Genomic DNA, 22,283 nt, shown 5'->3' on the forward strand with positions numbered 1-22,283 from the left:
GGTTGGTGCGAAAAGAGGTTTGGTGTTTCTGGGGCCTGGAGGGGGACATCATGGGGAAAGAGCGGGGGGCCCGAGCCCCTCCGGTAGAGGGGTTCCCCGGGCCCTGCTGCTCCGGCCGGGAGGACCCGCGGCCGGGTGGATCAGCCCAGGTCAACCGAGCGCGCGAAGCGGGCGCCGATCTCGGCGGCGATGGCCGAGAGCACCTCCTGCGGGATCTCGGTGTCCACGGTGATCGAGGCCAGCGCGCTGCCGCCGTCGCGGGCGACCTGCATGCCCGCGATGTTGATGCCCGCGTCGCCGAGGTGGCGGCCGAGCACGCCGACCACGCCGGGGCGGTCCTCGTACTTGAAGAAGGCCATGTGGTCGGTGAGCGCCACGTCCACGTCGAAGGTGTCCACCCCGACGATCTTCTGGGTCTGCTTGGGGCCCGCCAGCGTGCCGGAGATGGCGATCTCCTCGCCGCCCGCGAGGGTGCCGCGGACGGTGATCACGTTGCGGTGCTCGGGGCTCTCGCTGGAGGTGGTCAGACGGACCTCGACGCCGCGCTCCTGGGCGAACAGCGGGGCGTTGACGTAGGACACCGTCTCCGCCACCACGTCCTCGAACACGCCCTTCAGCGCGGAGAGTTCGAGCACCTTCACGTCGTGCTGGGTGATCTCGCCGCGGACCTCGACGTCGAGGCGGACGGCCACCTCGCCGGCCAGCGCGGTGAAGATCCGGCCGAGCTTCTCGGCCAGCGGCAGGCCCGGGCGGACGTCCTCGGCGATCACGCCGCCCTGGACGTTCACCGCGTCCGGCACCAGCTCGCCGGCCAGCGCGAGGCGCACCGACTTGGCGACCGCGATGCCGGCCTTCTCCTGCGCCTCGTCGGTCGAGGCGCCCAGGTGCGGGGTGGCGACCACGTTGTCGAAGGCGAACAGCGGGGAGTCGGTGCAGGGCTCCTTGGCGTACACGTCGAGGCCCGCGCCGGCCACCCGGCCCTCGCGCAGCGCGGCGGCCAGCGCCTCCTCGTCCACGATCCCGCCGCGGGCGGCGTTGACGATGCGCACGGTCGGCTTGACCTTGTGCAGCGCGTCGTCACCGATCAGGCCGATGGTCTCCGGGGTCTTCGGGAGGTGGACGGTGATGAAGTCCGAGACCTCCAGCAGCTCCTCCAGGGTGACCAGCTTGACGCCCATCTGCGCGGCGCGGGCGGCCTGGATGTAGGGGTCGTACGCGACGATCTTCATCCCGAACGCGGACATCCGCTGGGCGACCAGGACGCCGATCCGGCCGAGGCCGACGACGCCGAGGGTCTTCTCGCTCAGCTCGACACCGGTGTACTTATTGCGCTTCCACTCGCCCTGCTTGAGCGCGGCGTTGGCCGGCGCGATGTTGCGGGCGACGGAGATCAGCAGGCCGCAGGCGAGCTCGGCGGCGGTGACGATGTTGGAGGTCGGCGCGTTGACGACCATCACGCCGGCCTTGGTCGCGGCGGACACGTCCACGTTGTCCAGGCCGACGCCGGCCCGGGCGACCACCTTGAGCTTGCGGGCGGCGGCCAGCGCCTCCGCGTCGACCTTGGTGGCCGAGCGGATCAGGATCGCGTCGACGTCGGCGATCGCGGTCAGCAGTTCGTCGCGGTCGGCGCCGTTGCAGTGGCGGATCTCGAAGTCGGGGCCGAGGGCGTCCACGGTGGCGGGCGACAGCTCTTCGGCGATAAGAACGACGGATTTGCTCACGACAGTGGGGTCCTTAACTGTCCGGTTCCCCCGGGCACGTAGGTGGCGTGGAGGGCGGGGGAAGGTGGCATGCCGCGTAGGTAGACGCACGACGCTGTGGGCCTGACGCGCACTCGGAGTGTATCGACGGGCTGGGAAGCGGGCTGCTCCCGTCCGGCGAAATCACCCGGACGAGAGCAGCCTACTTGTACAAGGCGGTTACAAAACCAAGGGCCGGGAGCGGCCCCCGAGGAGGATCAGGCGTTCTCGTTGACCCAGCTCATCAGCGAGCGCAGCTTCTTGCCGGTGGTCTCCAGCAGGTGGTCCTCGTCGGCCTTCTTGTACTCGTTGTACTTGGGCAGACCCGCCTTGTACTCGGCGATCCAGGTGTTGGCGAAGGTGCCGTCCTGGATCTCCGCGAGGACCTTCTTCATCTCGGCCTTGGTGGCGTCGGTGATGATCCGCGGGCCGGTGACGTAGTCGCCCCACTCGGCGGTCTCGGAGACCGACCAGCGCATCTTCTCCAGGCCGCCCTCGTACATCAGGTCGACGATGAGCTTCAGCTCGTGCAGGCACTCGAAGTAGGCGATCTCCGGCTGGTAGCCGGCCTCGACCAGGGTCTCGAAACCGGCCTTCACCAGGGCGGCGGTGCCACCGCAGAGGACGGCCTGCTCACCGAACAGGTCGGTCTCGGTCTCCTCGGTGAAGGTGGTCTTGATGACGCCGGCCTTGGTGGCGCCCAGGCCCTTGGCGTACGACAGCGCCAGGGCGAAGGCGTTGCCCGAGGCGTCCTGCTCGACCGCGACGATCGCGGGGACGCCGCGGCCCTCCTCGTACTGGCGGCGGACCAGGTGGCCCGGGCCCTTCGGGGCGACCATGCAGACGTCGACGTCCGCCGGGGGCTTGATGAAGCCGTAGCGGATGTTCAGGCCGTGGCCGAAGAACAGGGCGTCGCCGGACTTCAGGTGCGGGGCGATGTCCGCCTCGTAGACGTCCGCCTGGATCGGGTCCGGCACCAGGATCATGATGACGTCGGCCTCGGCCGCGGCCTCGGCCGGGGTGACGACGCGCAGGCCGGCCTCCTCCGCCTTGGCGCGGGACTTGGACTCGGGCTTCAGGCCGACCCGGACGTCGGCGCCGGAGTCGCGCAGCGACAGCGCGTGGGCGTGGCCCTGGCTTCCGTAGCCGATGACCGCGACCTTGCGGCCCTGGATGATGGACAGGTCGGCGTCGTCTTCGTAGAACAGCTCGGCCACGGGGGCACATCTCCTTGCGTGATGGATGCCGGGGGTTTCCAACCTGGGCCCACCCGGCGGGGGTGTGGGTCTTTGCTCAAGAGGTGCCGCGCGCCACGCGCCCCCGGGAGGGCGGCGGCGGGCGACGGTCGGGCGCCGGTCAGGCGCTGCGGTCCAGGGCGCGCAGCGAGCGGTCCGTGATGGAACGCGCGCCGCGGCCGATGGCGACCAGGCCGGACTGGACCAACTCCTTGATGCCGTAAGGCTCCAGCATCCGGAGCATGGCCTCCAGCTTGTCCGAGCTGCCGGTGGCCTCGATGGTCACCGCTTCCGGCGACACGTCGACGGTCTTGGCACGGAACAGCTGGACGATCTCGACGATCTGCGACCGGGTCTCGTTGTCGGCGCGGACCTTCACCAGGACCAGTTCCCGCTGGATCGCAGCGGACTGGTCGAGTTCGACGATCTTTATCACGTTCACGAGCTTGTTGAGCTGCTTGGTGACCTGTTCCAGCGGGAGGTCCTCGACGTTGACCACGATCGTCATCCGGGACACGTCCGGGTGCTCGGTCGAGCCGACGGCGAGGGAGTCGATGTTGAAGCCCCGACGGGAGAACAGCGCGGCGATGCGGGCGAGCACGCCGGGCTTGTTCTCGACCAGGACGGAGAGGGTGTGCTTGGACATGGGGTTCCTCGGTCGCACAAGAGGGGTCCGGCGTGGCCGGTCCCGAGAGGGGTGGCGGGGGGCGACGGGTGGGCGGACCGTCAGTCGAGGTCGTCGCCGAAGTCGGGGCGCACGCCCTTGGCGAACTGGATCTCGTCGTTGCTGGTGCCGGCCGCGACCATCGGCCAGACCATGGCGTCCTGGTGGACGATGAAGTCGATGACGACCGGGCGGTCGTTGATCTCCATCGCCTGCTTGATGACCGCGTCCAGGTCCTCGGGGCGCTCGCAGCGCAGGCCCACGCAGCCCATCGCCTCGGACAGCCGGACGAAGTCGGGGATCCGGGTGCCCTGGGCCGGCGGCTCGACGCCGTCGTGGCCGGGGCCGGAGTGCAGCACGGTGTTGGAGTAGCGCTGGTTGTAGAACAGCGTCTGCCACTGCCGGACCATGCCCAGCGAGCCGTTGTTGATGACCGCGACCTTGATCGGGATGTCGTTCAGGGCGCAGGTGACCAGCTCCTGGTTGGTCATCTGGAAGCAGCCGTCGCCGTCGATGGCCCAGACCGCGCTCTCCGGCCGGCCGGCCTTGGCGCCCATCGCCGCGGGGACGGCGTAGCCCATCGTCCCGGCGCCGCCCGAGTTGAGCCAGGTGCCCGGCTTCTCGAACCGGATGAACTGCGAGCTCCACATCTGGTGCTGGCCCACGCCCGCGGCGTAGATCGCCTCGGAGCCGACCAGCTCGCCGATCCGCTGGATGACCTGCTGCGGCGACAGCTGCCCGGCGGGGGCCGCCTCGTAGCCGAGCGGGTAGGTCTTCTTCCACTCGTCGAGCCGCTCCCACCACTCGGTGTAGTCGCCCTTGTGGCCGGCGTCGAACTCGGCCTGGACGGCGACGATCAGGTCGGCGAGCACCTCGCGGGCGTCACCGACGATCGGCACGTCCGCCGCGCGGTTCTTGCCGATCTCGGCCGGGTCGATGTCGGCGTGGACGACCTTGGCGTTCGGCGCGAAGCCGTCCAGCTTGCCGGTGACGCGGTCGTCGAAGCGGGCGCCGAGGGTGAAGAGCAGGTCGGACTTCTGGAGCGCGGTGACGGCCGGGACGGAGCCGTGCATGCCGGGCATGCCCAGGTGCTGCGGGTGGCTGTCGGGGAAGGCGCCGAGCGCCATCAGGGTGGTGACCACCGGGGCGCCGGTCAGCTCGGCGAGGATCCGCAGCTCGGCGGTGGCCCGCGCCTTGATCACGCCGCCGCCGACGTACAGCACCGGGCGCTTCGCGCTGACCAGCATCTTCGCGGCCTCGCGGATCTGCTTGGCGTGCGGCTTGGTCACCGGGCGGTAGCCGGGCAGCGCGGGCTCGACCGGCCAGCGGAAGGTGGTGGTCGCCTGGAGCGCGTCCTTGGCGATGTCGACCAGGACCGGGCCGGGGCGGCCGGTGGCGGCGATGTGGAAGGCCTCGGCGATCACCCGGGGGATCTCGGCCGGGTCGGTGACCAGGTAGTTGTGCTTGGTGATCGGCATCGTGATGCCGCAGATGTCCGCCTCCTGGAAGGCGTCGGTGCCGATCGCCTTCGAGGAGACCTGGCCGGTGATCGCGACGACCGGCACCGAGTCCATGTAGGCGTCGGCGATCGGGGTGACCAGGTTGGTCGCGCCCGGGCCGGAGGTCGCCATGCAGACCCCGACCCGGCCGGTGGCCTGGGCGTAGCCGGTGGCGGCGTGGCCGGCGCCCTGCTCGTGCCGGACCAGGATGTGACGCACCTTGACGGAGTCCATCAGGGGGTCGTACGCGGGAAGGATGGCCCCGCCCGGGATGCCGAAGACGGTGTCCGCACCGACGGCCTCCAGCGAGCGGATGAGCGACTGGGCGCCGGTCATGGTCTCGACGACGTGCTGGGGAGCGGGAGCGTTGGCGGCCGGGTTGTCCCCGCGGCGGGGGGATGCGGCGTGCTCGGTCATCTGCCTGTCTCTTCTCGGGTTTTGCCGACCCGGTGCTGCGGGCCCCGGTGCTGCGAGGGTGGGGTCCCGGTCCGGGTCGATCGCCGGCTCTGCCTCGATCGTCCCGCTTGAGCCGACGAGTCGGACGTGCTCGGGGGTCGAGGCCAGGGGTCTTGCGGAGGTGGAACAGCGTCAGTGCAACAAAAAACCCCTCGTGCCCAAGGGCATGCGAGGGGTGGCGCGTCGGTCTGTCACGAGCAGGGCGTGCGAGCCCACTCAGCCGACGCGCCCGCCAAGTACGAGAATTCGGGTGCGCATGGCAACGACCTTCCTCCCGTGCGGGGCGGCATGTCAAGCAGGTGGGATGACCGTCTCGCCATGCGGACCGGCCGACGGGCCAGTAACGGCACGGCGTTCGGGCAGGTCAGAGCCGCCGTGGTGATCTGCGCCACGTGCCGGCGCGGCGTCCGTCCGGCCGTTCGCCGGGCCACTCGTCCGGGTGTCGCCGGCGGCGGCCGGGTACGGGTGGTGGCCGGGCGGGGGCCCTTGCGGCGTGGCCGGCGGATGGCCGCGGCGGGCCAGTGCGCGGCGCAGCCGGGGTTCGTCCAGCGGCGGGGCGAAGACCGAGCCCTGGGCCTGCTCGCAGCCCAGCTCCCGCAGTGCGGCGGCCTGGCGGGGCAGGTCCACGCCCTCGGCGGCGGTGGTCATCCCGAGGTCCCGGCCGAGCCGCAGCGCGTGCCCGGCGAGGGTGCGGCTGAGCGGGGACTCGCCGAGGTCCTGGACGAGCGTGCGGTCCAGCTTGAGGCCGTCCAGCGGGAGCCGGGCGAGGGCGCCGAGCGAGCCGCCGCCGGCGCCGTACCCGGCGAGCCAGGTGGAGACGCCGAGGCCGCGCAGGGCGGAGAGCCGGCGGCCGAGTTCGTCGGCGAGCGAGTCCGGGCCCATCCGGGCCACCTCGATCACCAGCTCGTCGGCCGGCAGCCCGCTGTCCCGCAGCGCCGAGGCGACCGTCTCGTACAGGCCGGGCGAGCAGAGGCGTTCGACGGAGAGCCGGACGGAGACCGGGACGGGCTCCGGCACGGCGCGGCCCCGGCCGGTCAGGCCGCGCCGTTCGGCGGCCGCGGTGACCGCCTCCATGACCAGCCAGCGGGAGAACCGGGTGGCCGCGTCGCCGTGGTCGGTCGAGCGCAGGAACTCGGCCGGGGTGAGCAGCAGTCCGCCCACCGAGCGCCAGCGGGCCTGGGCCTCGACGCCGGTCACGGCGCCGCTGCCGAGGTCCACCACGGGCTGGTGGAGCAGGGTGAAGCCGCCCTCCCGCACGGCCAGGCGCAGCCGCTCCTCCAGCTCGGTGCGGCGCTCCAGGTCGGCCCGCATCGCGGGGGTGTAGAGCACCACCCTGCCCTTGCCCTCGGACTTGGCCCGGTACATCGCCAGGTCGGCGTTGCGCATCAGCTCGTCGGCGGCGGCTCTGGGGTCGGCCGCCGGGCCGCGTTCGGGGGTGCCGAAGGCGATGCCGATGCTGGCGGCGACGCTGAGTTCGGCGCCGCCGATCCAGTACGGCTCGGAGAGCGCGAGCCGCAGCCGTTCGGCCAGTTCCTGGACCTGGAGGCGGCCGAGCGGGCCGCAGACCAGCGCGGCGAACTCGTCGCCGCCGAACCGGGCGACGGTGTCCCCGCAGCGGACGGCCGTCTGGAGCCGGCGGGCGGCCTGCACCAGCAGTTCGTCGCCGACCTGGTGCCCGGCGGTGTCGTTGACCGCCTTGAAGCCGTCCAGGTCGAGGAAGAGCACCGCGATCCCGGCGCCCGGGTCGCCCTGCTGGCCGCGGGCGCCGAGGGCGGCCCGCAGCCGCTGGGTGAACAGCGCCCGGTTGGGCAGGTCGGTGAGCGGGTCGTGGAACGCGTTGTGCTGCAACTGGGCCTGGAGCATGACGCGTTCGGTGACGTCCCGGCTGTTGAGGAGCAGGCCGTCGCGGTGCCGGCTGACGGTGGACTCGACGTGCAGCCACTCGCCGGCGCCGGAGCTGATCCGGCACTCGACCCTGGTGGAGGGCTCGGCGGTGCCGGGGCTGCGGTGGGTGGTGAGCCGGACCCTGGCGAGGTAGCGGCGGACCTCGGAGAGCACCCGGCCGACGTCCTCGGGGTGGACCAGGTCCAGCAGGTTGCCGCCGACCAGCCCCTCCGGCTCCCGCCCGTAGACGCCGAGCGCGGCCGGCGAGACGTAGGAGAGCACGCCGTTGCCGCCAGCGATCATGATGACGTCGCTGGAGCCCTGCACCAGGGAGCGGAAGTGCGCCTCCTTGTGGGCGAGTTCCTGGGCCAGTGACAGGTTGTCGAGCAGCATCACGCCCTGGCGCAGGATCAGCGCCAGCCCGACGGTGCACGCGGCCGCGGCCACCACGCGGTCCAACTCCCGTCCGCCCAGGGCGTTGTAGAGGATGCCGGCGGTACAGACCGCGGCGGCCGCGTACGGGGTCAGCGCGCTGAAGGTGGTGGCGACCCGGCGGCGCGGCAGGCCGCCGGCCGAGGGGTGTTCGCGGGTGGGGCGGCGCCAGCGCGCCGACCACGGCGCCCAGGCCAGCAGCAGACTGCCGGAGAACCAGCCGGCGTCCAGGAGTTCGCCCGAGTGGTAGCTGCTGCGCAGCTCCGGGGAGGTGAACAGGGCGTCGCAGGTGACGGTGACGGCGAGCGCCAGCATCGCGGTGTGCACGGCGGCCCGGTTGCCGTCCCGGCCGCCGAAGCGCAGTCCGACCACCAGGCTGACCAGCAGGATGTCCAGCACCGGGTAGGCCAGGTTGAGGGCCAGGCGCAGCGGGGAGCCGTCCTCGCCGGCCGCGATCCGGCCGAGCGCCAGGCTCCAGCTGAGGGTGAACAGCGAACCGGCGATCAGCCAGCCGTCGAGCAGCAGGCAGAGCCAGCCGGCCGCCGTGCGCGGGTGCTGGGCGAGCACCAGGACGCCGGTGATGGCGAGCGGGGCGAACAGCAGGAAGGCGTACTCGGCGAGCGACTCCTGGGGCAGCGGGGTGCGCACCACCAGCTCGTACCAGCCCCAGGTGCCGTTGCCGAAGGCGACCATGAGCGAGGAGAGGCCGAACAGCAGCCAGGCCGGGCGGGCGTGGCCGCCGACCGTGCAGCCGTACACCAGGCAGGACAGCGCGGCCGCCAGGGCTGCCGCGGCCAGGCCGAAGTCCCCCATGAAGACGGACAGTTGGCGCGATCCCCAGCCCGTGGCGGCGCCGCTGGCGTAGGCCAGGCAGAGCGCCCCCAGGACCAGCCCGGGCAGCCTGCGGCTCTGCCGGAGCCGGCGCAGCACGCGGCAGCGGGCGATCGCGGACACGTCGACGGCGGACGTGTCGGTGTGCGGTGCTCCCGGGCGTCCGGTTCCGGGCAGCACCGTTTCGGTGGAGCTCACTCGGCCTCTCCCCCTCCGGCCCGGGGCCTCGCGCCCCGGCCACGGGCCACCGGCCGCGCACCTCTCGGACGTACGCGATGGCCTGGCGCCCCGTCAGGACGGCGGCCCAGGGGGTGGGCAGCCTGCCGACCGCCACACCGTACCGATGCTCCCAAAAGGGACCCTACACCAACTCCGTCACTCAACGACACGCACACTCAACTTAGAGTAATGGCGAAAGGGTGGGGAAATGCCCCCGATTCCTACGGATCGGCCCGGTTGGCGGCGGCGCGCGGGCGGGGGCTCACGCGGCGCGCACGGGAGCACGCGGCGGCGCCCGAACACCGGTAGCAGGGTGGGCGAACGGCGGGCCCGGACCGGTTCGGGCCGGTCCGGGCCCGGCCGACGGCCGGTGGAGCGCTGCTCAGCGGCCCGAGGGGGCCAGGTCGTCCGGGAACAGCCGCAACCGGTGCGCCAGCGCGGCCGCCTCGCCCCGGCCGCCGACCGCCAGCTTGCCGAGGATGTTGGAAACGTGCACGCTCGCGGTCTTCGGAGAGATGTACAGTTCCCCGGCGATCTGCCGGTTGGTCCAGCCGCGCGCGAGCAGCCGGAGCACGTCCCGCTCACGGGGGGTGAGGTTGAAGGAGTCCCCGGCGGCCGGGGCGGGCACCTTCGCGGTGGCGGTCGGCCCCACCGGGGCGAGGTTCAGCCCGGCCCGCTCGGCGAGGGCGGCGATCTGCCCGCCGAGCGGCCGGTCCTCCCGGACGGCCGCCAGTTCGGCCGCCTCGCGCAGCAGTTCGCCGCCGCACTCGCGCCGCCCGGCCCGCACCTCGGCCTCGGCGGCCCGCAACAGCGCGAGCGCCAGCGGGTACGGCAGGCCGGTCGGCCGCAGCGCCTCGACCGCGGCGGCCCAGTGCGCGGGGGTGTCGGCGCCCTCGGCGCGGGCCAGTTCGGCCTCCAGCAGCCGGGCCCAGCCGTGCTGAAGCGGCGCCCGGGGCCGCAGCCCGGCGGCCGCGGCGGCGATCGCGGCCAGCGCCTGCGCCCGGCCCGCCTCGGCCTGCGGCAGGCCCCGGCTGTCCGCCTCCGCCCCGGCGGCCTCGGTCAGCAGCGGGTAGACGTCGGACTCGTAGCCGGTCCGCCCCTCCTCCGCGAGCGCGGCCAGCAGTTCGGCCCGGGCCTCCAGCGGCCGCCCGGCCTGCGCGGCGAGCCGCACGGCCAGCCGGCTGATCGGCACGCTGTGCTGGGCCTGACCGATCCGGTTGGCCGCCCGGGCCTGCGCCAGCATGGTCGTCGCGGCGGTCAAGTCTCCCCGGATCAGGGCGAGTTCGCCGCGCATCCGGTCCAGGAACTCGGCGTGGGTGCCGCTCGGGCTGGTCAGCTCGCAGGTGGTGAGCACCTCGTCGGCCTCCCGCACCCGCCCGAGGTCGGTCAGCGCCTCGGCCAGGTTGCCGGTCAGGAGGGTGCCGATGTTGCGCAGCAGGCCCTTGCCGTCCGCGATCTCCAGGCCCTCCCGGCTCAGCCGCACGGCCTCCTCGGCCCGGCCCAGCCCGCGCTGCATGCTGGCCAGGTTGTTGAGGCCGCGCAGCAGCAGGTCCGGCACCCCCAGCTCGCGGGCCCGCTCGACCGCGCCGGCCAGTTCGGCCAGCCCGCCCTCGGCGTCGGCCAGCACGTCGCAGCGCAGGCTGCCCAGGGTCATCCGGGCGTGCACCTCGACCGAGGTCGCGCCGACCTCCCGGGCGATCCGGATCGCCCGCTCGGCCAGCTCGATGTCCTCGGGGCCGGGCGTCTTGAGCATGGCGGAGTTGGCGCTGAGCGCGAACACCTCGGCCTGTACGGCGGACGGCGGCAGGTGCTCCACCAGCCGGTGGGCGTGGGCGATCTCCTCGTCCTCCCCGGAGCGGCGCAGGTTGCCCAGGATCCGGGCCCGGTTGATCCGGAACCAGGCCGCGCGCACCGGGTGCTCGGTCTCGTCGACCAGCCGGATGCCGCGCTTGGCCAGGCTCAGGCCGCGCTCGCGGTCGCCGCAGCGCCGGGCCGCGACCACCGCCTCGGCCAGGACGTCGACCAGCTGGATCCGGTCGCAGTCCTCGCCCGCGGGCCCCTCGTCGCAGGAGCCGGGCGGGTAGGTCTCGGCCCAGTCGTACGGGCGCAGGGTGTGCGCCAGCACCTCCTCGGAGACCTGGTCCCACAGCTCCAGCGCCCGTTCCAGCATGCCGAGTTGCTCGGCGAAGGCGTTGCGGCGGCGGGCCGCGCGGGCGGCGTCCAGGGCGGTCGGCAGGGCGCGGGCCGGGTCGTGGGCGTGGTACCAGTAGTTGGCCAGCCGGGCGGCCAGCGCGTCGGCGGGGACCAGGTGCGGCCGGGCCTCCACGGCGAGCGCGAACTTGCGGTTGATCCGGTGCCGTTCGCCGGGCAGCAGGTCGTCCGAGACCGCCTCGCGGACCAGCGCGTGGCGGAACCGGTAGCCCTCGCCCTCGCTGTCCGGCCGCAGGATGTTGGCCCCGACGGCCGCCCGCAGCGCCTCGATCAGCGCCTCCTCGTCGTCCAGGACGGCGGCCAGCAGGGCGTGTTCGACGTGCGAGCCGCCCTCGGCGGCGATCCGCACCACCCGCTGGGCCTCCTCGTCCAGGCCCTCGACCCGCACCAGCAGGATGTCCCGCAGCGAGTCGGTCAGCCCGGCGCCGCAGCCGTCCGCGAAGGCGGTGGCCAGCTCCTCGACGAAGAACGGGTTGCCCTCCGAGCGGCGGTGGATGCGGTCCACCAGCTGCTGGTCGGGGGCGGCGGTGCCGAGGATGCCGGCCAGCTGGGCGGCCACCTCGCGGCGGTCGAACCGCGCCAGCTCCAGCCGCTGGACGGTGCGCAGCCGTTCGAGCTCGGCCAGGAAGGGGCGCAGCGGGTGCCGGCGGTGCAGGTCGTCGGTGCGGTACGTGGCGACCAGCAGCACCCGGGAGCGGTGCAGGGTGCGGACCAGGAAGGCGAACAGCTCCCGGGTGGAGCGGTCGGACCAGTGCAGGTCCTCGACGGCGAGGACGAGGGTACGCTCCGCGCCGAGCCGCTCGAACAGCCTCGCGGTGTGCTCGAACAGCCGGGCCCGGCCGTACTCGTCGTTGGGTTCGCCGTTCGCCTCGCCGATCTCGGAGATCAGCTGGGCAAGGTGGCCCTCGCTGCCGGCCGCGGCGGCCTCCAGTTCGGCGCCCAGCGAGCGGTGCAGCCGGCGCAGCGCGGCGGCCAGCGGCGCGTACGGCAGTCCCTCGGCGCCGACCTCCAGACAGCTGCCGAGCGGGGTGACCGCGCCCTGGGCGGCGGCGCGCTCCAGGAACTCCTCCAGCAGCCGGGTCTTGCCGACCCCCGCCTCGCCGCCGATCAGGACGGCCTGCGGGCTGCCGGTGCCCGCGCGGCGCAGCGCGTCGGTCAGCGCGGTGATCTCGCTGCCACGGCCGACGAAGACGGGGCTGACCGATGTCTGCTGCATGGAGGCGAGCATGCCATAGCCGGTGGGGCCCGGAGGAGGGGTTATCTCGCGGGGCGAACGCCCGGAGGGGGAGACGCTTCGCGTGAGCGTCTCCCCCTCCTGACCTCGCTCGACACCACCGGGGTGCCGGCCCGTCAGCATTCGCGCCGCTTCACCGGGCGCCGCTGGAAGCGGGCGGCCACCGGGCGCTGCCACCGGCGGCGCGCCATCTTGGCCTCGCGCGCCAGCCGTTCGTGCTCGGCGCGGGCTTCGAGTTCGTGGGCCTGCTGCTGGATGATCTCGTACTCGATCACTTCGACTCCCCCGGTGGGTTCCGCTCTGTTTCCCTGACGAGTAAGAGCTTCCTCCCCCAGCGGGGGCGGCCACATCGGGAGCGTGCCCGATGTTTCGCGGGCGGGATGCCTTAGTCGGGGCGCCGAAAAAGGTTTAAGGCCCTGTCTCACCTAGTTCCATAGGTGAGACAGGGCCTTACGCCTTACTTAGAGGGCCTTAGACGCCTTAGATGCCTTAGGAAGGCAGGGTTGACGCCAAGGATGTGTGGCCCGTGGGCCGGCCGGAGACGCCCGGCCTCTCAAGGCTGTGCCTACTGGCCTTCCACGGCGAGCCGCTCCAGGATCAGGTCCTTCACGCGGGCGGCGTCCGCCTGCCCGCGGGTGGCCTTCATGACCGCGCCGACCAGCGCGCCCACGGCCTGGACCTTGCCGTCGCGGATCTTGGCGGCGATCGCCTCGTTCTCGGCGATCGCCTGGTCGACGGCGGCCCCCAGCGCGGAGTCGTCCGAGACCACGGCCAGACCGCGCTTCTCGACGATCTCGTCCGGCTCGCCCTCGCCGGCCAGCACGCCCTCGATGACCTGGCGGGCCAGCTTGTCGTTCAGCTTGCCCTCGGCGACCAGCGCGGTGACCCGGGCGACCTGCGCCGGGGTGATCGGCTGCTCGCTCAGCTCGGTGCCGGTCTCGTTGGCGCGGCGGGCCAGCTCGCCCATCCACCACTTGCGGGCCTGGTCGGCCGGGGCACCGGCCGCGATGGTCTCCTGGATCGGACCGACCGCACCGGCGTTGAGCACCGACTGCATGTCCTTGTCGGACAGGCCCCACTCGGCCTGCAAGCGGGCGCGGCGCACCCGCGGCAGCTCGGGCAGGGCGGCGCGCAGCTCCTCGACCCACTCGCGGGAGGGGGCCACCGGCACCAGGTCCGGCTCGGGGAAGTAGCGGTAGTCCTCGGCGTTGTCCTTGATCCGGCCCGAGGTGGTGGTGCCGTTGTCCTCGTGGAAGTGGCGGGTCTCCTGGACGATGCTGCCGCCGTCGGTCAGCACCGTGGCGTGCCGCTGGATCTCGAACCGGGCGGCCCGCTCCACGCTGCGCAGGGAGTTGACGTTCTTGGTCTCCGAGCGGGTGCCGAACTTCTCGGTGCCGTGCGGGCGCAGCGACAGGTTGACGTCGCAGCGCATCTGGCCCTTGTCCATCCGGGCCTCGGAGACGCCCAGCGAGCGGATCACCTCGCGCAGCTCGGCGACGTACGCCCTGGCGACCTCGGGGGCGCGCTCACCGGCGCCCTCGATCGGCTTGGTGACGATCTCGATCAGCGGGATGCCGGCCCGGTTGTAGTCGAGCAGCGAGTGGGTGGCACCGTGGATGCGGCCGGTGGCCCCGCCGACGTGGCTGGACTTGCCGGTGTCCTCCTCCATGTGGGCGCGCTCGATCTCCACGCGGAAGGTCGAGCCGTCCTCCAGCTGCACGTCGAGGTAGCCGTTGAAGGCGATCGGCTCGTCGTACTGCGAGGTCTGGAAGTTCTTGGGCATGTCCGGGTAGAAGTAGTTCTTCCGCGCGAACCGGCACCACTCGGCGATCTCGCAGTTCAGCGCCAGGCCGATCTTGACGGCCGACTCCACGCCGACGGCGTTGACCACCGGCAGCGAGCCCGGCAGGCCCAGGCAGGTCGGGCAGGTCTGGCTGTTCGGCTCGGCACCCAGCTCGGTCGAGCAACCGCAGAACATCTTGGTCTTGGTACCCAGCTCGACGTGGACCTCAAGGCCCATCACCGGGTCGTACGACGCGAGAGCGTCCTCGTAGGAGACCAGGTTCATGACGCTCACAGCGTCCCTTCTCACTTGAAGCTTGGGAGGTACGGGCCCGGCCGCCGCGGCACGCGGGGCCGGGCCGGGGCGGCTCAGCCCAGCAGCACGTCGTCGGAGCCCAGGCGGCGCAGCTCGCGCACCAGCAGGGCGGTGCCGGTGACCAGCGCGGCCGCGCCGACCAGCGCGTTGACCAGCTTGAGGGTGTCGTTCTCCTCACGGGCCTTGCGGACGTCCTTGGCGATGGAGACCGCGCCGAACGCGCTGGTGCCGATGGACAGCCACAGCCCGGGCTTCGAGTGCTTCCACCCCTTCAGCGAAGCGGACTGGGCCTTCGCCTTCTCGATCTTGCTCACAGTGCCGGTGCCTCCTCCAGCAGGGTGTGCCCCCACTTGTCGTTGAGTGCGGCCTCGACGGCGCCGCCCACGCGGTACAGGCGGTCGTCCGCCATCGCGGGTGCGATGATCTGGAGGCCGACCGGGAGATTGTCCTCCGGGGCCAGGCCGACCGGCAGCGACATGGCCGCGTTGCCCGCCAGGTTCGACGGAATCGTGCACAGGTCGGCCAGGTACATCGCCATCGGGTCGTCGGCGCGCTCGCCGATCGGGAAGGCGGTGGTCGGCGTGGTCGGCGAGACCAGGACGTCCACGCCCGCGAAGGCGGCGTCGAAGTCGCGCGAGATGAGCGTGCGCACCTTCTGGGCCGAGCCGTAGTAGGCGTCGTAGTAGCCCGAGGACAGCGCGTAGGTGCCCAGGATGATGCGGCGCTTGACCTCGTCGCCGAAGCCGGCCTCGCGGGTCAGCGCGGTTACCTCCTCGGCCGAGCGCGTGCCGTCGTCGCCGACCCGCAGGCCGTAGCGCATGGCGTCGAAGCGGGCCAGGTTGGAGGAGCACTCCGACGGGGCGATCAGGTAGTACGCCGGCAGCGCCAGGGTGAAGGACGGGCAGGAGACCTCGACGACCTCGGCGCCCAGCTCGCGCAGCAGCTCCACCGACTCGTCGAAGCGCTGCATCACGCCGGCCTGGTAGCCCTCGCCGGCGAACTCCTTGACGACGCCGATCCGCATGCCGCGGACGTCGCGCCTCTTCGCGGCCTCGACCACGGCCGGGACCGGCGCGTCGATCGAGGTGGAGTCCAGCGGGTCGTGCCCGGCGATGGCCTCGTGCAGCAGCGCCGCGTCCAGCACGGTGCGGGCGCACGGGCCGCCCTGGTCGAGCGAGGAGGAGAAGGCCACCAGCCCGTAGCGGGACACCGAGCCGTAGGTCGGCTTGACGCCGACGGTGCCGGTGACGGCTCCGGGCTGGCGGATCGAGCCGCCGGTGTCGGTGCCGATCGCCAGCGGGGCCTCGAAGGCGGCCAGCGCGGCGGCCGAACCGCCGCCGGAGCCGCCGGGGATGCGGGTGAGGTCCCACGGGTTGCCGGTCGGGCCGTACGCGGAGTTCTCGGTGGAGGAGCCCATCGCGAACTCGTCCATGTTGGTCTTGCCGAGGATGACCACGTCCGCGTTCTTGAGACGGCTGGTCAGCGTGGCGTCGTACGGCGGGATCCAGCCTTCGAGCATCTTCGAGCCGCAGGTGGTCGGGATGCCCTTGGTGGTGAAGACGTCCTTGAGCGCGAGCGGGACGCCGGCCAGCGGGCCCAGCTCCTCGCCCTTGGCGCGCTTCTCGTCGACGGCCCTGGCCGCGGCCAGCGCGCCCTCGGTGTCGACGTGCAGGAAGGCGTTGACCTTCTTGTCGACGGCGTCGATGCGGTCCAGGTGCGCCTGCGCGACCTCGACGGCGGACACCTCGCCCTTGGCGATGGCGGAGGCCGTCTCGGCGGCGCTGTAACGGATCAGCTCGGTCATTTCGGTCAGTCCTCCCCGAGGATCTGCGGCACACGGAAACGCTGCTCCTCGGCGGCGGGGGCGCCGGACAGCGCCTGCTCCGGGGTGAGCGACGGCCGCACCTCGTCCGCGCGCATGACGTTGGTCAGCGGCAGCGGGTGGGAGGTCGGCGGGACGTCCTGTCCGGCGACCTCGGAAACGCGGGCGACCGCGCCGATGATCACGTCGAGCTGCTCGGCGAAGTGGTCCAGCTCTTCGGGCTTCAGCTCAAGACGCGACAGCCGGGCGAGGTGGGCGACCTCCTCGCGCGTGATGCCAGGCATGCAGCGATCCTCAGGGTGAGTTCTGGTGAGACCCGGCGGTGCCTCGCGGCGGTGCCGGGCCCGGGCAGGAGCAGCCGGGTTCGCCGCTCCGTCCTCGTGGTCTTTGGACCCCATCCTATGGGGCCCGGCCCGTGCACCGGCCAACGCGTGATCCCGGGCGCCCGTCACCGGCCCGGCCGCGACCCCGGCGGACGCCGCCGAGGGGACGGCGGCGGCCTACTGGGGGCCGCTGCGGGCCCAGCCCTGCGGCCCCGGGGCCTTGACCTCCAGGTGCCCGGTCGGCACCACCTGGGTCACCGGCGGCCGGACGGGCGGGATGACCGGCGGGATGACCGGCGGCCGCACCGGCGGCCGCACCGGCGGGAGCGTCGGCGGCAGCACCGGCGGCCTGGCGCCGCCCTGGGCCGGCTGGAAGCCGGCGTGCAGCTGCGGCGGCACGCCCAGCCGCTCCACCGGCGGGGCACCGGTGCGGTGCACCCGCAGCCAGGCGGTGGCCTGTTCGGCCGGCAGCGCGGCCGACACCAGCCAGCCCTGGACGGCGTCCACGCCCATGCAGTGCAGCCGCTCCCAGGTCTCGTCGTCCTCGACGCCCTCGGCGACCACGGTCAGGCCCAGCGAGTGGGCGAGCTCCACCGAGCAGCGCACCACCGCCGCGTCGTGGTCGTCGGCGACCATCCGGGAGACGAAGGAGCGGTCGATCTTCAGCTCGCCGACCGGCAGGCTGCGCAGCCGCACCAGCGAGGAGTGCCCGGTGCCGAAGTCGTCCAGGGACATCCCGACGCCGTAGCCGCGCAGCTCCGCCAGGGTGTCCGCGGCCCGCCGGGAGTCGTCCAGCAGCAGCCGCTCGGTGATCTCCAGCTGGAGCGCGTGGGCCGGCACCTGGTGGCGCACGAGGTGACCGGCCACCCGCTGGGCGAAGCCGGGGTTGAGCACGTCGCGCGGCGAGACGTTGACCGCGACCTGCACCTGGAGGCCCTGGTCGCGCCAGTACGCGAGCTGGCCGACGGCCGCCTCCAGCACGTAGTCGGTGAGCCGGGGCATCAGGCCGCTGGACTCGGCGAGCCCGACGAACTCGTCCGGCGAGACCTTCCCCTGGCCGGGCCGCTCCCAGCGCAGCAGCGCCTCCAGGCCGACCACCCGGCCGTCGAAGGCCACCTTCGGCTGGTAGTGCAGCTGCACCTCGCCGGTCTCCAGCGCCCGGCGCAGGTCCCCCAGCAGCCCGATCCGGTACGGGGTGTCGGCGTCCTGGGTCTCGTCGTACTGGGCGACGCCGCTGCGTCCGCGCTGGGCGTGGCCCATCGCGACGTCGGCCCGGCGCAGCAGCGACTCGGCGTCCTGGGCGTGCTGCGGGTAGACGCAGACGCCGCCGCAGGCCTCCAGGACGAGCAGCAGCCCGTCCAGCCGGATCGGGGCGGCGAGTTCGGCGGTCAGCGCCTTGGCGACCCGCTCCAGGCTGTCCGGGCAGTTGATGCCGGGCAGCAGGACGGCGAACTCGTCGCCGCCCATCCGGGCCACCATCGGGCGGCCGCGGCGGTAGTGCCGGGGCAGGCCGGCGAAGACGTCGTCGATGGACTCCCGGGTGGCGCTGCCGGCCGGGCCGCCGGAGCGCAGCGCCCGGTGCAGCCGGCGGGCGATGTGAACCAGCAGCCGGTCCCCGGCCGTATGTCCGAGTGTGTCGTTGAGAGATCGGAAGCGATCGAGGTCGAGCAGGATGAGACCGACGCTGTAGCCCTGTTCACACTCCGCGATCGCCTCCTGGGCGGCCAGCAGCAGGGCCTGACGGTTGGGCAGGTCCGTCAGCGGGTCGGTGAGCTGGTCGCGGGCGCGGTCCCGGGCGATCCGCCAGGCCGCCACCAGCACCGCCAGGGGCACGGCGAACAGCGGCAGCAACTCGGGTTCGTACCGGTAGACCAGGACGGCCAGCGGGATGAGCGGCGCGGCTCCGGCCAGCAGCACGCCGAGCAGCAGGACCGCACCCGCCACCCCCTGCGGCGGGCGTGTGGGCGCACCGCCGGTCGTACGATCCATAAGCCCTGTCCTCCGTCGGGCCCGCCCCGTCAGGCCGCCTTACGGTGAGGCACCGTGCCGGTACCGACAGCTGCCGGGCATGGAGCGACCCCGAGGAGCACCGGCCCAGCCGGTGCCCCCACCCCTGCTGACACTCTGTTGCGCTCCAGGGTAAGCCGGGGTCCACCCGGTGGGCAGACTTTCGGACAACCGGAAACGCGCCGCCGCGCACGGGTGCCGCACAGTGACACAATGCCCGCTTTCACCGTGCGGCACCCGATGACGCTGCATCAGGACGATAACAACACCGATCCGGTCGGAGGCCGCTCGGGGCGGCCCGGGATCAGCCCTCGGCGGGCTCCTCCTTCGCCTCCTCGGCCCCTTCCGGCTCCGGAAGTCCCAGGTGGGCACGGGCGGCGGCGGGCCCGTCGGCGAGCAGGACGGCGAACCCGGCATCGTCCAGGACCGGCAGGCCGAGCTGAACAGCCTTGTCGTACTTGGACCCTGGGTTGTCACCGGCGACCACAAAATCGGTCTTCTTCGAAACGGAACCGGTCACCTTCGCTCCGCGCGAGGTCAGCGCCTCCTTGGCGCCGTCCCGGGTGTGCCCGGCCAGGGTGCCCGTCACCACGACGGTGAGCCCCTCCAGCGGGCGCTCCCCCTCGTCCTCGTCCGCGAACTCCTCGGTGAAGCGGACGCCGTCCGCCCGCCAGTTCTCCAGGATCTGCCGGTGCCAGTCCTCCGCGTACCACTCCCGGATCGACCGGGCGATGGTCGGGCCGACGCCCTCCACGGCCGCCAGCTGCTCCTCCGTCGCCTCGAAGATCCGGTCCAGGTCGCGGAACTCCCGGGCCAGCGCCTGCGCGGCGACCGGGCCGACGTGCCGGATCGACAGCCCGTTGACGAACCGCCACAGCGGGCGCTCCTTCGCCGCCGCCAGGTTGTCGAGCAGCAGCCGGAGCGACTTCTTCGGCTCGCCCTTGGTGGTGGCGAAGAAGAAGACCTCCTTCTCCTTGCCCGTCCGGTCGTCCAGCTTCGGCATGCCCGTCTTCGGGTCCCGCACCAGCACCTTGATCGGCAGCAGCTTCTCCTCCGTCAGCCGGAAGACGTCCGCCTCGTTGCCCACCGGCGCCTCGGCCGGCTCCAGCGGCTGGGTCAGCGCGGTGGCCGCGACGTAGCCGAGCCCCTCGACGTCCAGGCAGGACCGCCCGCCGAGGAAGGCGATCCGCTCGCGGATCTGCGCCGGGCAGTGCTGGGCGTTGGGGCAGCGCAGGTCGATGTCCCCCTCGGACATCGGGCGCAGCTCGGTGCCGCACTCCGGGCAGTGCGAGGGCATCACGAAGGCCTGCTCGGTGCCGTCCCGCAGGTCGTAGACCGGGCCGAGGATCTCCGGGATGACGTCGCCGGCCTTGCGCAGCACCACCGTGTCGCCCAGCAGCACGTCCTTGGCCTTGACGATCTCTTGGTTGTGCAGCGTCGCGTACTGCACCATCGAGCCGGCCACCTTCACCGGCTCGGCCAGCACCGCGAACGGCGTCGCCCGGCCGGTGCGGCCGATGCCGACCCGGATCTCGGCGAGCTTGCCGGTCACCTCCTCCGGCGGGTACTTCCAGGCGATCGCCCAGCGCGGGGACTTGGAGGTGGCGCCGAGCCGGCCCTGGAGGGCGATCTCGTCCACCTTCACCACGACGCCGTCGATCTCGTGCTCGACCGAGTGCCGCTGCTCGCCGAAGTGCTTGATGAAGGCCCGCACCTCCGCGAGGGTGCCCACCACCTTGTTGTGCCGGGCGGTGGGCAGGCCCCAGTCGTGCAGCAGCTGGTAGGCGTGCGACTGGTTGTCGATGTCGAAGCCGACCCGGGCGCCGATCCCGTGCACCACCATGTGCAGCGGGCGGGAGGCGGTGACGTGCGGGTCCTTCTGGCGCAGCGAACCGGCGGCGGCGTTGCGCGGGTTCATGAACAGCCGGATCATCGCCCGGGGCCGCTTGCCCTCCTTGGCGCGCTCCTCGTTCTCCTGCCGGCGGCGCTCGTTCTCCTCCGAGAAGGAGGCGTTGAGCGCGTCGAACTCCTCGGTCGGGAAGTAGACCTCGCCGCGGATCTCCACCAGCTCGGGGATGTCGTCCCCCTTGAGCCGGTGCGGGATCTCCTTGATGGTGCGGACGTTGGCGGTGATGTCCTCGCCGACCCGGCCGTCGCCGCGCGTCGCCGCCTGCACCAACTGGCCGTTCTCGTACGTGAGGTTGACGGCCAGGCCGTCCACCTTGAGCTCGCACAGGTAGTGGTAGTCGATGCCGTGCAGCTCGGTGGCGACCCGCTCGGCCCAGGCGGCGAGCTCCTCGTCGTCCATCGCGTTGTCCAGGCTGAGCAGCCGCTCCCGGTGCTCGACCTCGGCGAACAGGCCGGTGGCGGCCCCGCCGACCTTCTGGCTCGGCGAGTCCGGGGTGACCAGGGCCGGGTGCTCGGCCTCGATCGCCTCCAGCTCCCGCATCAGCGCGTCGAACTCGGCGTCGCTGATGACGGGAGCGTCCTGCTCGTAGTACCGGGCGCGGTGGTCGCTGATCTCCTGCGCCAGCTCCGCGTGCCGCCTGCGCACCTCCGCCGGGACGTCCTCCCAGCCCTCGACAGCCGTCACCGCAAGCCCTCCTACGTTCTCATTCCGGGTTGTCCACCAGGCTCTGTGCCGCCCGGGCGCTCTGGGCGAGCGCCCTGCGCGCGTACGCCGGGGAGGCCCCGGCCAGCCCGCAGGTGGGCGTCACCAGCACGCGGCGGCCCAGCAGCTCCGGAGCGAACCCGAGCCTGCGCCACAAGGTCCTGACCCCCTGGACACTACCGGCAGGGTCGGACACTGCCTGGTCGGTGGCGGGGACGACACCAGCGAGGATCACCGTGCCGCCCTCCACCGCCTCGCCGAGGTCGTCGTCCTGGCGCTCGGTGAGGAGCGAGAAGTCGAGCGAGATCCCGGCGACCCCGGCCCGGCGCAGCAGCGGGACCGGGACCTCCGGTGCGCAGCTGTGGACCACCACGGGCGCGTCCAGGCCCCGGACGGTCTCCCGCAGCACCTCCTCGGCGACCTGCCGGTCGACGGCGCGCAGCCGCTGGAAGCCGCTGGCGGTCCTCACCGACCCGGCCAGCACGGCGGGCAGCGAGGGCTCGTCCAGCTGGAGGACGACCTCGGCGCCCGGCACCCGCTTGCGGACGTCCGCGAGGTGGCGGCGCAGTCCCTCGGTGAGCGAGCCGGCGATGTCCCGGCAGGCGCCCGGGTCGGAGAGCGCCTTCTCGCCGTGCTTGAGCTCGATGCTCGCCGCCAGCGTCCAGGGGCCGACGGCCTGGACCTTGAGCGCGCCCCGGTAGCCCTGGGTGAACTCCTCCAGGGCGTCCAGGTCCTCGCCGAGCCAGGAGTGGGCGCGCCGGGTGTCCCGGCCCGGGCGGTCGGTGAACCGCCAGCCGCTCGGCTCGGTCTGCGCGAACAGCTCGACCAGCAGGCCGGCGCCGCGCCCGATCATGTCGGCGCCCGGCCCGCGCGCGGGCAGCTCGGGCAGGAACGGCAGGTGCTCCAGCGCGCCGGTGGCGGTCTTGGCGGCCTCCCGGGCGTCGGTGCCGGGCAGCGAGCCGACGCCGGTGGCGGCGCCGCGCAGGTCGGGGAAGGGGTGTCGGGTGCTCACCCGTCC

General features: G+C 72.9%; 14 protein-coding genes. All 14 read right to left on the reverse strand.

Translation table 11 applies throughout. The features are described 5' to 3' along the window. Positions 1–140: 140 nt before the first annotated feature. Entirely contained in the window at positions 141–1,721 is a 1,581-nt protein-coding gene (gene serA / locus ACZ55U_RS22375; RefSeq protein ID WP_465528179.1) for a phosphoglycerate dehydrogenase, read from the reverse strand. Positions 1,722–1,957: 236 nt separating this feature from the next. Continuing rightward, a complete protein-coding gene (ilvC, locus tag ACZ55U_RS22380) occupies positions 1,958–2,956 on the reverse strand; it encodes a ketol-acid reductoisomerase (RefSeq protein WP_465528181.1) in 999 nt (332 codons plus the stop codon). A gap of 139 nt (positions 2,957–3,095) precedes the next feature. After that, complete coding sequence (ilvN, locus tag ACZ55U_RS22385) at positions 3,096–3,620, reverse strand: acetolactate synthase small subunit (protein WP_049657946.1); 525 nt, start codon at positions 3,618–3,620, stop codon at positions 3,096–3,098. An 80-nt stretch (positions 3,621–3,700) separates the two neighbouring features. Then, positions 3,701–5,554, reverse strand: coding sequence for an acetolactate synthase large subunit (locus ACZ55U_RS22390; protein WP_465528183.1), 1,854 nt, complete (start codon positions 5,552–5,554; stop codon positions 3,701–3,703). A 330-nt stretch (positions 5,555–5,884) separates the two neighbouring features. Beyond that, the gene (locus ACZ55U_RS22395) at positions 5,885–8,839 is read right to left on the reverse strand and encodes a putative bifunctional diguanylate cyclase/phosphodiesterase (protein WP_465528297.1); all 2,955 of its coding nucleotides are present in this window, start codon (positions 8,837–8,839) and stop codon (positions 5,885–5,887) included. Between the two features lie 502 nt (positions 8,840–9,341). Continuing rightward, complete coding sequence (locus ACZ55U_RS22400; RefSeq protein ID WP_465528185.1) at positions 9,342–12,386, reverse strand: helix-turn-helix transcriptional regulator; 3,045 nt, start codon at positions 12,384–12,386, stop codon at positions 9,342–9,344. Between the two features lie 134 nt (positions 12,387–12,520). Next, positions 12,521–12,679, reverse strand: coding sequence for a hypothetical protein (locus ACZ55U_RS22405; RefSeq protein ID WP_465528187.1), 159 nt, complete (start codon positions 12,677–12,679; stop codon positions 12,521–12,523). 290 nt (positions 12,680–12,969) lie between these two features. Next, positions 12,970–14,481 carry an Asp-tRNA(Asn)/Glu-tRNA(Gln) amidotransferase subunit GatB gene (gene gatB / locus ACZ55U_RS22410; protein WP_465528189.1) on the reverse strand — a complete coding sequence of 504 codons (1,512 nt, stop codon included), beginning with the start codon at positions 14,479–14,481 and terminating at the stop codon, positions 12,970–12,972. Positions 14,482–14,555: 74 nt separating this feature from the next. Then, positions 14,556–14,816 carry a hypothetical protein gene (locus ACZ55U_RS22415; protein ID WP_465528191.1) on the reverse strand — a complete coding sequence of 87 codons (261 nt, stop codon included), beginning with the start codon at positions 14,814–14,816 and terminating at the stop codon, positions 14,556–14,558. Further along, a complete protein-coding gene (gatA, locus tag ACZ55U_RS22420; RefSeq protein WP_465528193.1) occupies positions 14,813–16,306 on the reverse strand; it encodes an Asp-tRNA(Asn)/Glu-tRNA(Gln) amidotransferase subunit GatA in 1,494 nt (497 codons plus the stop codon). Before gatA ends, ACZ55U_RS22415 begins: the two co-directional genes overlap by 4 nt. Positions 16,307–16,311: 5 nt before the next feature. Further along, positions 16,312–16,608: an Asp-tRNA(Asn)/Glu-tRNA(Gln) amidotransferase subunit GatC gene (gatC, locus tag ACZ55U_RS22425; RefSeq protein ID WP_030057414.1), complete on the reverse strand. Its 297-nt coding sequence runs from the start codon at positions 16,606–16,608 to the stop codon at positions 16,312–16,314. Positions 16,609–16,824: 216 nt separating this feature from the next. After that, positions 16,825–18,636: a putative bifunctional diguanylate cyclase/phosphodiesterase gene (locus ACZ55U_RS22430; protein ID WP_465528195.1), complete on the reverse strand. Its 1,812-nt coding sequence runs from the start codon at positions 18,634–18,636 to the stop codon at positions 16,825–16,827. Between the two features lie 322 nt (positions 18,637–18,958). Beyond that, positions 18,959–21,247, reverse strand: a complete 2,289-nt coding sequence (gene ligA, locus ACZ55U_RS22435; RefSeq protein ID WP_465528197.1) for an NAD-dependent DNA ligase LigA — start codon at positions 21,245–21,247, stop codon at positions 18,959–18,961. Between the two features lie 19 nt (positions 21,248–21,266). Then, positions 21,267–22,277 carry a methionine synthase gene (locus tag ACZ55U_RS22440; protein WP_465528199.1) on the reverse strand — a complete coding sequence of 337 codons (1,011 nt, stop codon included), beginning with the start codon at positions 22,275–22,277 and terminating at the stop codon, positions 21,267–21,269. Positions 22,278–22,283 lie beyond the last annotated feature (6 nt).

This window comes from Kitasatospora sp. NPDC034533, from assembly GCF_055575155.1.